An 11086-nucleotide genomic window follows, 5' to 3' on the forward strand; every position below is an offset into this window, starting at 1 on the left:
TCACCCCTTATACCATGTAGTAACTCCCTCTCTTGCGAGCTTCTTTATCTCCTCGGGTCCGATCCCGAGATACCTCGAGAAGACCTCACCGTTGTCAAGCCCGAGCGGTCTGCCCACCCACTTCACTCTGGCAGGAGTCCTGTGCTGGTGGGCAAGCGGAGAGTTGGCGATGAGAACTCTGTCGTAATGCTCATCGAAAACCTCAATCACGTGACCCCTGTAAACGAAGTGCTCGTATTCAGCGACCTCGTCAATCATGAGCACGGGCGCTGCTGCAACCTCCCTCGCGTTCATCTTCTGCTCTGCCTCTGCCCTCGTGTTGTTGACCAGCCAGTGGGCAGTTACCGTGTACGTCTTGATCAATCCCTCGAGAGCGTTACGGGCGGCCATCTCCTTCAGGAACGGGTCTTCGGCAATCAACCTCGCCCCCTCCGGGTCCTCCTGGGCTATGACCTGCAGAATCCTGTACCAGAGCCTGTCAGACTGACCGCCGATCATCATGTAGCCATCCTTGCACGGGTTCCACGCGTACTGGTTGAGGTTGGGATCCCACGCACCTATTCTCGCCTTTATGCTGCCGTCGTATGCGTACCAGCTTATGTTGAAGTCCAGAATGTCCATGTACGCCTCAGCAGCCGTGACTTCTATGAACTGCCCCCTTCCACTGACGTTCTCCCTGTAATAGAGGGCCGCAAGGATCGCGACAGTGCCCCAGACTCCAGCGGTTATGTCTCCCACCCACTCTCCAGAGCGGGTCGGATTTCCGCCGTGCTCCCTCGGGAGGAGGTCCGCAGGAAATCCGGTCGAGTGCACGTACTCGCTCGCAGAAATGCCGACAGGGTCGAGCATCCACTGCCCGTGCTTTGACGTTCTGTCCTTCATCTTGCCCCACTGACCGAGCTGACCGAACCAGGCGTAGATGAGCTTGGGGTTAATCTTGCTGAGCTGTCTGTAACCTATGCCCCACTCATCGAAAGTTCCCGGCGGGTAGTTTTCGAGAACTATGTCCGCGTGAACTACCAGCTTCTTGAAGAGCTCCCTTCCCTTCTCGGTCTCGAGGTTGAGGGTTATCGAGTACTCGTTCCTGTGCTCGTGCAGGAACGTGGGACTGACCTTCTCCCCGGTGTATATGTCCTCGAACGCGTACTCCTCCCTGCCAAATGGATACCAGTACCTCTGCGGATCTCCGGTTATTGGCTCGACCTTTATAACGGTGGCTCCGAGCTCACCGAGGTAGCTTGCCGCTGTCGCGCCAGCAAGCCCCATTACCGTGCAATCCAGAACTACCAGTCCGTCCAGAGCCCAGGGCTTGCCCTGTGCACGGGTGTAACTGATGTTTTCCTCCACAAACTTACCGTAGCTGCCATCAGGGTCTCTCGGATCCTTGACCCATGGAGCGTAGAGCTCCTCCCTCTTCCTTGGTTCGGTTACCGGCCAGGGTCTCGGCAGAAGGGTATCCTCCACGTCGTTGATCTCCAGCTCAATATACTTTTCCTCATACTTTTCCTCACCCATTCAGGCACCTCCAAGCAGTGATCTCAAATTTCCACTATTTTTGATGACAAATTAAATATTAAAATTTAACGATTTTGGTTCACTTTTGCGTAAATCTCATGTATGCGCTCCTGAACTCATCGAATTTCATGGCCTCTCCAACTTTTCCGGATTCGTAAAGGGCTGTTGCGTACAGCAGTCTTGCGGTCCTGGACCTGCTGACCTCAACGAGTTTCGAAAAGTATTCCGCCGCTTTTTCGAATTTTTCAGCATTCATTGCAGCCATTCCGGCAACATACAGTCCGTTTTCGTCCATTCCGTCGATCATCTCCCTGAGGAGGGACTCAACCTGGTCGAGTTCACCCCTGTCAGCGAGAATGGACGCGAGCCCGAGAATAGCTTCCTGGTCAGAGCTGTCGTCAAGCTCCAGGTGTGCTCTGAGGGCAAACTCGGCCTCCTCCACGAGACCCATCATCAGTGCAGCCTTTGCAGCATCCTTGAGAGGTTTCTCAGGTGCAAGCTCAGACAGGGCGTTCAGATATGCCTTGTCCAGTATAAGCCTGCACACATCTCCCTGCGCGTAGAAACCGTGCCCGGGAAGTATGGTGCGTATTTCAAGCTTTCTGAGGTAACGGAGCGTCATCAGAAAGTTCCTGATGCTGCCTCCGAGGTTCTCGTCCACGACGGGGTTTGTTATCACAGCATCTCCTGAAAAGAGGACGCCCAGCTCATTCGAATACAGAGACATAGAGTCCAGCGTGTGTCCGGGGGTGTCAAGGACAGTGAACTCGTGGTCGCCGATCTGAATGACCTCTCCGCCCCTCAGGGGAACAGCTCTTATGGCTTTGTTCCACCTTTCCAGCCTCTTCTGGAGCGCATCTCTCATGGACGCGTGTAAATACACCGTGACATCGTCGAACTCGCTGTAGGCTCTCGCCAGCTCGAAAAGACCGAGGGTGTGGTCGTTGTGAGCGTGCGTGAGAAAAATGCCTGATATCCTCGACAGGTCGCTCAGCTCCCTTAGCTCGAGAAACGCCGTGTAGTCGTTTCCTGCATCAATTAGAAACGCTTCGTCAAAGTCAAAAAAGTAGATGTTCGATGAGTTCTCGAACCCTTCGAGGAACATCAGACCCCTTATTCCTTCGACCTCACTCCATCCGTATTCTTCTTCAAACGCGTACATGCTCACTCAGCGTATGGCAGGGTGTACGAAAGCTTGAGCCTGTCTTCCGGCCAGACCCTCCTCTCCTTCGTCTCTCCGGGATACACTTCCTTCTCCTCTCCGTCCTGTATCACCTTTTCAATCGTAAGTTCGAGGAAGTGCCAGGCCGTGAGCTTGTACTTTGCTATGAAGTCGTGATCCACAACCACCGCCATCCCTGTGAACCTCGAGGTCTCCCACTCGAATTCCTCTCCCGGATCGGCAACAACCTCGCCAGTTGAACCTGCGTATATCCTCTCAACCTTGCCCCTGACCTTGGCGCCGGGCTTTATTCCGTACTCCTCGTAGAGCTCCTTCGGCAGGTAGAACCACAGAGCCTCCTCGTTCTTTGCTCTGACGTACCCTCTCACGAGCATCGGGTCGTATCCGCACAGAATTACTCTCATCCTCTCCGGCATGAAATCACCATTATTTATCATCATAAACGAGTATTTAAGGTTTATCTTTTTTCCCAGGTTCAAAATGGATTTAACGCGCATTGGAGTTCGCAGGTGCATGGATGGACGGGAGGACAACGCTAACCTCACGTACAGGGGAAGAATCGTGAAATTGCAGACCCTCGAGAAGGCGAAAGATTACGAGACCGTCGTGTTGTTCGTGGAGATGGACGGGGTTGAGCACTCCGGCTACCTGATGAAGAGGGGTGACGTGGTGGTTGCCAAGGGAGAAGTCGCCAAGGCTGTTAGAGATGCACGAATTCCGGGGGTTGAGATGGCCGTGGCTCCACCGCTGAACACCAACGCTGTTTTAATGCTCAGGATCAACAAACCTCTGAGCGACGTGATCCACAGAGTTCTCGAGACCGCTTTCAGAGTCCTCGAGGAGAAGGGTTTTTTCTGAACGGAAAGAATTTTAACTGATTGAAATCCAATAACACTATTAATAATTTCCAGTAAATAATAAATACTTTCCAGACCTACAGATTCTGAAATGATGAGTGCCGAAACCGCCGTGCATAGAGACTTCCCGGAGTTCGAACCCGTCGTTTTTGTTGACAGGAAAGGAGATCAGGTAGTGATCAGGAGATACGTCCACGACAGAGACAGGGAAAACCTGATCCACATGTACGAGACATTCAGCCCGGACAACAGGTGTCTCGGCCTACCACCATCGACGAGGATAGCAATCGAGCACTGGGTGGACTATCTCGCCGAAAGGGGCTTCGCTCTTGTTGCAGAAATCGATGGGAGAATAGTTGGACACTGCTCCATCGTCCCAACGGAGGATGGGAAGAAGGTTGATCTGTCAATATTCGTGCACCAGGATTACCAGGACAGAGGAATCGGGCAGAAGCTCCTCAGAAACATGATCGAATATGCGAGAAAAGCGGGTTTCGATGGCATAATGCTCGTTACTGAGAGAAGCAACGAAAGGGCCCTTCACGTGTACAGAAAACTCGGATTTCAGGTCGTGAACCCAGAATACGAATACGACCTCTACCTCCCGCTGAGGTGAGGGTCGAATAATATAAGAAAACATATATATCCACCCCCCGACCCGTTTTCGTGGATGGTCTTTATTCAAAGAGTTACTTCTTGGCACTGGTTATACTGACCGGACTTATTTCGGGCCTGGGAGCGATATTACTCTACACGCTCATAGACCTTTCAAACACGTTTTTCCTCGAAAACATCGGTCAGATTTCCCTGCCAGGTGCATACGGTGAGGTGAAGATATTCTCGTTCCGGCTTGCTGTTCCGCACATTCCGTACTTTCTGCTGCCCGCATTAGGTGGTCTGATCAGCGGAATAATAGTGTATAGATTTGCCCCGGAGGCTGAGGGGCACGGAACCGATGCGGTGATAAAGGCCTTTCACAGGGAAAAGGGCATAATAAGGCCGAGAGTTCCGGTTGTTAAGGCCATCGCCACGGCATTTACCATCGGCAGCGGTGGAAGTGCAGGAAGAGAGGGGCCGGTCGCACAGATTGGGGCAGGTTTCGGCTCCGCCATCGCACAGCTCCTCAGGCTCACAGACAGGGAGAGGAGGCTGCTCGTCGTTTCCGGCATTGCAGGAGGTATAGGTGGTATATTCAGGTCTCCCCTTGGAGGAGCTCTCTTTGCGGTCGAGGTCCTCTAAAGGAGGGACACGGAGACTGAGGGTCTGATATACGCGTTCATATCCTCCATAATTTCATATCTCGTCCTGACCGCGTTTCTCGTGCAGTTCCACCACGAGATGCCCGGCAGCATCTTCAGGACTCCTGAGGTCAGAATAACGAACATGAGCGAGGTGGTGTTTTTTGCGTTCACCGGTGCCGTCTGCGCGGTTGTCGCCGTTGTTTACGTGAAGTTCTTCTACTCCATCCACGACGCCTTCAAGAAGCTCCGGGTGAAAAACTGGGTCAAGCCCGCCGTTGGTGGGCTCATAACCGGATTGATCGCCATTTACGTGCCCCAGACTCTCGGTATGAGTTACGGTTTCGTTCAGCTTGCGATAGACAACAGGCTCGCGCTGACGACGATAATTCTGCTGCTCGTTGGAAAGATACTTGCGACGTCCTTCACGGTTGGAAGTGGAGGGAGTGGAGGCGTTTTCGCTCCTTCGATAGTGATAGGAAGCATGGTTGGTGCGATAGTGGGCCACATCGCAAACATCGCATTTCCTGGGCACGCGATGAGTCCGGGTGCATACGTCATCGTTGGAATGGGGGCGTTCATATCTGCAGTCGCAAAGACTCCGATAGCCAGCATAATAATGGTGCTCGAGATGAGCGGGGGCTACGAACTCCTGCCTGCGATAATGACTGCCTCGGCCATATCGTACATTTTATCGGGAGATGTCAGCATTTACCGTGAGCAGGTTGAAACGAGGGCGGACAGTCCTGCCCACAGGAGGGAGCTCGTTAAGGACATTCTGGAGGGGCTCAGAGTTAGAGATGCTATGACCAAGCTCGGGGAGATCATAACCGTCAGTCCGAACAACACGCTCGAGGATGTTCTTTTCCTCATTCAGAAGACGGGGCACCTCGGATTTCCGGTAACCGAGAAGGACAGGCTCGTTGGAATAATAACTCTCAGCGACATCACGAGAATACCTGACGACAAGCGTGTTAACCTCAGAGTTGAGGACGTAATGAACAGGAACGTCATCTCCGTAACGCCTGACGACAACCTTGAAGACGCGCTCAAAATACTCATCAAAAACGATATAGGCAGGCTACCTGTCGTGGATAACGGGAGGCTCGTGGGAATAATAACCAGGAGCGACATAATGAAGGCTCATGCAAAAGAGCTCGCGAGGCTTGGCATATGAGGTTCGTTCTCGCAATGACGGGCGCGTCTGGACAGATATTCGGGCTGAAACTCCTCGAGATTCTCAGCGAGCAGGCTGAGGTTCACCTGATAGTGTCGAACGCCGCGAGGATCACGATGGAGCACGAGCTCGGGGAGAAAGTCGAAGAGCTGGAGAATCTGGCATACAGGGTGTACTCGGAAGATGACATATCCGCAGGAATGGCCAGCGGCTCGTTCAGACACGACGGCATGGCCGTGGTGCCCTGCAGCATAAAAACACTCTCTTCGATAGCGTACGGAATCGCGGACAACCTGATCGTCAGGGCGGCAGATGTCACACTCAAGGAGAGGAGGAGGCTCGTCCTCGCGGTGAGGGAGACTCCGCTTCACGTCAACCACATCAGGGCGATGCTGAGGGTTGCCGAGGCAGGGGCAGTGGTGATGCCTCCAGTTCCAGCTTTCTACACGAAGCCTGAAAAAATAGAGGATATCGTAAATCACTTTGCCTGCAGGGTTGCCGAGGTTCTCGGAGTGGAGGTGGACTACAGCAGGTGGAAGTGACTCCACTTCTCCGCCCAGTAGCGCTTTATAACCTCGAGTGCCGGCAGCTTTTCTCCGCTCAGAAACCTTATGCTTGCTCCGCCCCCGGTGGAAACGTGACTCACCCTTTCGTCGAGCCCGGCAAGTCTTGCGGCAGATGAGATGTGCCCCCCACCTACAACCGAAAAACCGGCTCTTGAAACCGCTTTAAGGATCTCGAATGTTCCGTAAGCGAATTCCTCCTCCTCGAAAACACCGGCCGGTCCGTTTATGACCGCGACGTCGTACCTTTCAATCTCCTCCGAGTAAAGCCTTACCGTCTCCCTGCCGACATCCTTGATAGCCGGCTTTTCATCCATCTTTTCGAACTCCTCGATGCTCAAATCGATGCGCTGTCCGTCAACCTCGACGCCGAAGTCAACCGGAAGGGCGATTCTCTCCCTGTGTCTCTCAAAGAGCTCCTTCATCTCCGCATCATCTATACCCTCCCTGTTATCTTCGACGACCCTGACGTTCTTTTCGCCAATATCCACTCCAGACAGCATCAGGAAGTAGTTGGCCACAACTCCTGTCAGGAACACCTTCTCGGCGATGCCGTTTTCAAGCACGTTCTTCATCACCTTCACAGAATCGCTGATCTTCGCACCACCGAGCACGAACGCCTTTCTGCCGTCGCTTCTCAGGGCCGTGTTGAGGGCCGAAATCTCGCGCTCAACGAGTCTTCCAACAACTGACGGCAAAACCACAGGGAATCCGACGAGGCTTGCGTGCGCTCTGTGAGAGGCTGAAAACGCATCATTGACGTAAAGGTCGAAGTGCTTCGACAGCCTCGTAACCATGTGTGACTGGGCGTGCTCTTCGGGGCTCTTTTTGAGCTCCTCCTCCGAGTAGAAACGCACGTTTTCGAGCAGGAGTATGTCTACCTCCTCCATCTAGGAAATTCTCTTCAAAGCGCACTCGGAAAACAGTTCGTCCACGTAAACCACATCCCTGTCGAGCAGTCTTGAAAGCACCTCTGCGTGCCTGCTCAGCGTTGTGAAGTCCTTTTTTCCGGGTCTCGACTGATGAGCCAGCAACACGAGTTTGCAGTCCTCGAGTTCCTCTATTGTCGGCACGTGACTCCTGAATCTCGTCGTGTCCATTATCTCCGAATCCACTATGGGCGCGTTTATGTCGATCCTCATCAGAACCTTCTTTCCGGCAAAATTCACATCATCGAGCGTGGGATAACTGTCAATCATCGCTCCTGCTATTGGCTGCCTGCTTTAAAAAGATTTTGAAAAACAGAAAGCAGAAGGCGAAATCCCGACAGAGCAGAAGCAGAAGCTGCCGATCAGCGAACAAAATAAAATAAAAGAGTTACTCCTTCTTGGCAAGGATAATCTCAATTGCAGAAACGTTTGCCTCTCCCTGCTCGCTCTCAACCCTCTCGGTTGAGATCCTGATGTCCTTTACCTCAACATCCGGAAGGAACCTCTTCCTGACTATCTCTGCAACATCGACAGCCCTGCTTATTGCCCTTCCCCTTGCCTTTACGGCGACTTCCTTAATGCCGCTGTTGAACTGCGTCAGCACAGCCAGAACGTAGTTCATTACAGGCTTGTTTCCGACAAACACCGCATTTTCTGCCATTTCCATCTACCTCCTTGTTTTTAAACTCCCCAAAACCAACCACTATATTAACTTTTCCTTGACCATGAGCTCAGCGTTGAGTATGCTCGCTCCCGCGGCCCCCCTGACCGTGTTGTGGCCCATTGCTATGTACTTCACACCCCTGTCACCATCCTTCCTGACCCTGCCGACCACGACGCTCATTCCGTTCCCTGCGTCTCTGTCAAGCCTCGGCTGGGGCCTGTCGGGCTCGTCTCTCACCACGATCACCCTTTCCGGAGAGGTGGGGAGACCCCTGATGGGTTCAAGCTTGCTGAAAGCCTCCACGACCTCCTCCACCTCCACGCTTCTATCGAACCTCGCAAATACCGCCTCAGTGTGTCCGTCGAGCACGGGAACCCTGTGGCAGGAGGCAGACACTCTAAGGTCTGCGAAACTGACCTTTTCTCCATCAAATCTCCCCAGAAGCTTGAGCGGCTCAGTCTCAACCTTATCCTCCTCCCCCTTTATGAAGGGGATGACGTTGTCGGTGATTGCCATTGAGGGGACGCCCGGATAGCCGGCACCACTGAGGGCCTGCATTGTGGCGACGCTAACCTCGCTCAGGCCCAGATCCATCAGGGGTTTGAGCGTGAGCACGAGCACGATGGTCGTGCAGTTCGGATTTGTTACGATGAAACCGTCCCAGCCCCTGTTCCTCCTCTGAACCTCTATCAGACCGAGGTGGTCCGGATTGACTTCGGGAATCACGAGGGGAACATCGCTCTCCATTCTGTAGGCAGATGCGTTGCTTGCAACCACAAAACCGGCAGACGCGAACCTGGCCTCGACCTCCTTAGCAACGTCAGACGGGAGCGCTGAGAAGACAATGTCAGCGTCGACCTTTTTCGGGTCCATTGGCAGCATTTCCATGTCCCTCACAGCTTCCGGCACATCCTCAGAGACCAGCCACTGGACCTCCTCTCCGTAGGCCTTGCCCACCCTCCTCTCACTCGCCATCAGTGCGGAGATCTCAAACCACGGGTGGTCCTCGAGGAGCTGGATGAACTTCTGGCCCACCATCCCGGTAGCTCCGAGAACCGCGACCTTGTACCTCATGACCGCAGGGTTGCTTGCTCAATATTTAAAACTTGATGATTGCGTAGCACACCGCAACGAGGAGTGAGACTGTCGCGGAATACGCGAAAACTAAGTTGAGGGAGATGTCCGCAATCGCCCCCGCTATCGTGTTTCCGATTATGGTCGAGATCCCGAATATGAAATGGTACGTCCCTATTCCGAATCCGTATGAGACGCTCAGGTCTGAGGCGAGGGCTCTCTGCTGCGCTTCGACGACGGACATGTAAAGCCCGTAAAAAACGAAGCCCGCGAGCAGAATGTAAGCTGATCCACCAATGAACATGAGGACTGACGCAGCGACCATGAAGAGGTAGCCCAGAGAGAGGCTCCTCGTCTTCCCGATTCTCTCGGCGATCACACCGAAGGGGTAGGAAAATATGGCATAAACGACGTTAAAAGCAAGGTACATGCCGATGGCCGTCGGAATGCCGAGGCTGCCGGCCCTAAGCAGGAAGAACATGTAGCTCAGGTTGGCAAGCCCTACGAAGAATGAGAACACCGCAAACCTCCTGAGTCTGAGCGAGATTTCAGGATTTTTGACCGGATGGGCAGTCTCCCTGACAAAAATCAGCGGCACGACCGCAAAAAACCCGATCAACGCTGCCAGCAGTATGGCGTTTCCGTAGTTGAATCCGAGGTACATGAGGAGGAGGGCCAGTGATGTTCCAAGCACCGCTCCAAGGGTGTCCATCATCCTGTGGAGTCCGAAGGCCTTTCCACTCCTCATTCCGGACTCTGCGAGCAGCGCATCCCTTGGAGACGTTCTGATCCCCTTACCCACCCTGTCGAGTGCCACAAAAAGTCCGGCCATCGCAGTGGAACTCGAGAGCGACAGGGCGAGCTTCGACATCTGGGATATCAGATAGCCAGAGAAGACCATGTGCTTCCTGTTCCCAATTCTGTCGGAAAGGTATCCGGAGAGGACCTTCACCAGGTTTCCGAACCCGTCAATTATCCCTCCCACCACTCCAATTCCGGTGTAGCCTGCGCCAAAACTCCTCAGGAAAAACGGAAGTATCGGGAGGATTATCTCACTGGACATGTCGTTCAGAAAGCTCACGATTCCGAGGAGGAGCACGTTCCTGCTGGCAGCTTCACTCTCCCTGATCCTTTCCTCTCCCACCGGTTCAACTCCTCTTCGGAAAGGATTAAATACTTTGCTGACCTTGGAGTTATGCCCGCCGGCCATGCGTCCCCTGAGCAGTGATGGGGATTCCACAGAGCGGGCAACAGCCCTTACCTTTTTTGAATGATGTTGTTAAGGCTGTAAACGGTAATCCAGAAAGTGTAATATATTCGTGTATGCACACATAAGTGCATGAAGACAATTTCGATCAGAGATGATGTTTACAACAGGCTACTGGAGATGAAGGGCGAAGGTGAGAGTTTCAGCGATGTGATAGAAAAACTCCTCGAGAGGAGAAACACCAGCATAAGTAAATACTTTGGAATCCTGAGAGATGGCGAGGTTCTTGATGAGATTGAAAAATGCCTTGAATCCAGAAAATCAGCAAGGTTGAGAATATGATTGTTCTGGATACGAGCTATATCATAGACTATCTCAGGGGTGTCGATGCCGCACGTGATCTGGTGGATGACGGAGATGAGATAGCGATAACAGTAATAACTTACCACGAGATAATGACAGGGTTGAAGAGAAAGAAAAGCAGGAGAGAGGAAAAAATCCTCAGGAGATTTCTTTCTGAGATCAGAATACTGCCCTTTGACATAAATGCTGCCAATGAATCAAGCAGCATCGCAGCAAGGTTGATGGCGGTTGGAAAAGCAGTAAATGCTCTCGACATTCTGATTGCGGGAATAGCAATTGCCAGCGGTGCTGAAAGGATAATAACGGGAGATTCAGA

Annotated in this window: 12 protein-coding genes and 2 pseudogenes; 7 read left to right on the top strand and 7 right to left on the bottom strand. The window is 52.9% G+C overall.

The window, feature by feature from the left end:
* The 3 genes from ACXJJC_RS03620 to ACXJJC_RS03630 all read right to left on the bottom strand — a co-directional run bounded on the left by ACXJJC_RS03620 (position 1) and on the right by ACXJJC_RS03630 (position 3114).
* The gene (locus ACXJJC_RS03620; RefSeq protein WP_456369468.1) at positions 1–1515 is read right to left on the bottom strand and encodes a CaiB/BaiF CoA transferase family protein; all 1515 of its coding nucleotides are present in this window, start codon (positions 1513–1515) and stop codon (positions 1–3) included.
* 79 nt (positions 1516–1594) lie between these two features.
* On the bottom strand, positions 1595–2677 hold the full coding sequence (locus tag ACXJJC_RS03625) for an MBL fold metallo-hydrolase (RefSeq protein WP_456369469.1): 1083 nt from the start codon (positions 2675–2677) through the stop codon (positions 1595–1597).
* Positions 2678–2679: 2 nt separating this feature from the next.
* The gene (locus ACXJJC_RS03630; protein WP_456369470.1) at positions 2680–3114 is read right to left on the bottom strand and encodes a hypothetical protein; all 435 of its coding nucleotides are present in this window, start codon (positions 3112–3114) and stop codon (positions 2680–2682) included.
* Positions 3115–3211: 97 nt separating this feature from the next.
* Here ACXJJC_RS03630 and ACXJJC_RS03635 point away from each other — a divergent pair, with 97 nt between their 5' ends.
* The 5 genes and pseudogenes from ACXJJC_RS03635 (at position 3212) to ACXJJC_RS03655 (ending at position 6512) form a co-directional block, all read left to right on the top strand.
* Positions 3212–3556 (top strand): hypothetical protein, encoded by a 345-nt coding sequence (locus tag ACXJJC_RS03635; RefSeq protein WP_456369471.1) that lies wholly within the window; start codon positions 3212–3214, stop codon positions 3554–3556.
* 90 nt (positions 3557–3646) lie between these two features.
* The gene (locus tag ACXJJC_RS03640) at positions 3647–4171 is read left to right on the top strand and encodes a GNAT family N-acetyltransferase (protein ID WP_456369472.1); all 525 of its coding nucleotides are present in this window, start codon (positions 3647–3649) and stop codon (positions 4169–4171) included.
* 212 nt (positions 4172–4383) lie between these two features.
* A pseudogene (locus ACXJJC_RS03645) lies at positions 4384–5739 on the top strand (chloride channel protein); the annotation flags it as partial.
* Positions 5740–5790: 51 nt separating this feature from the next.
* Positions 5791–5970 (top strand): CBS domain-containing protein, encoded by a 180-nt coding sequence (locus tag ACXJJC_RS03650; protein ID WP_456369478.1) that lies wholly within the window; start codon positions 5791–5793, stop codon positions 5968–5970.
* Complete coding sequence (locus tag ACXJJC_RS03655; RefSeq protein ID WP_456369473.1) at positions 5967–6512, top strand: UbiX family flavin prenyltransferase; 546 nt, start codon at positions 5967–5969, stop codon at positions 6510–6512. Before ACXJJC_RS03650 ends, ACXJJC_RS03655 begins: the two co-directional genes overlap by 4 nt.
* On the opposite strand, the pseudogene ACXJJC_RS03660 reads toward ACXJJC_RS03655, so the two are convergent.
* The 4 genes and pseudogenes from ACXJJC_RS03660 to ACXJJC_RS03675 all read right to left on the bottom strand — a co-directional run bounded on the left by ACXJJC_RS03660 (position 6494) and on the right by ACXJJC_RS03675 (position 10344).
* Positions 6494–7732, bottom strand: a pseudogene (locus ACXJJC_RS03660) (phosphoglycerate kinase). The gene ACXJJC_RS03655 and the pseudogene ACXJJC_RS03660 sit on opposite strands and share 19 nt — an antisense overlap.
* A 118-nt stretch (positions 7733–7850) precedes the next feature.
* Positions 7851–8123, bottom strand: a complete 273-nt coding sequence (albA, locus tag ACXJJC_RS03665; protein WP_456369479.1) for a DNA-binding protein Alba — start codon at positions 8121–8123, stop codon at positions 7851–7853.
* 42 nt (positions 8124–8165) lie between these two features.
* Positions 8166–9200 carry an aspartate-semialdehyde dehydrogenase gene (gene asd / locus ACXJJC_RS03670; RefSeq protein ID WP_456369474.1) on the bottom strand — a complete coding sequence of 345 codons (1035 nt, stop codon included), beginning with the start codon at positions 9198–9200 and terminating at the stop codon, positions 8166–8168.
* A 25-nt stretch (positions 9201–9225) separates the two neighbouring features.
* The gene (locus ACXJJC_RS03675) at positions 9226–10344 is read right to left on the bottom strand and encodes an MFS transporter (RefSeq protein WP_456369475.1); all 1119 of its coding nucleotides are present in this window, start codon (positions 10342–10344) and stop codon (positions 9226–9228) included.
* Between the two features lie 195 nt (positions 10345–10539).
* On the opposite strand from ACXJJC_RS03675, the gene ACXJJC_RS03680 reads away from it, so the two are divergent.
* Positions 10540–10749 (top strand): antitoxin VapB family protein, encoded by a 210-nt coding sequence (locus tag ACXJJC_RS03680; RefSeq protein WP_456369476.1) that lies wholly within the window; start codon positions 10540–10542, stop codon positions 10747–10749.
* The coding region (locus tag ACXJJC_RS03685; RefSeq protein WP_456369477.1) for a type II toxin-antitoxin system VapC family toxin at positions 10746–11086 on the top strand (341 nt) is incomplete at its 3' end. The genes ACXJJC_RS03680 and ACXJJC_RS03685, both read left to right, overlap by 4 nt.

This window comes from Geoglobus sp. (assembly GCF_054018175.1).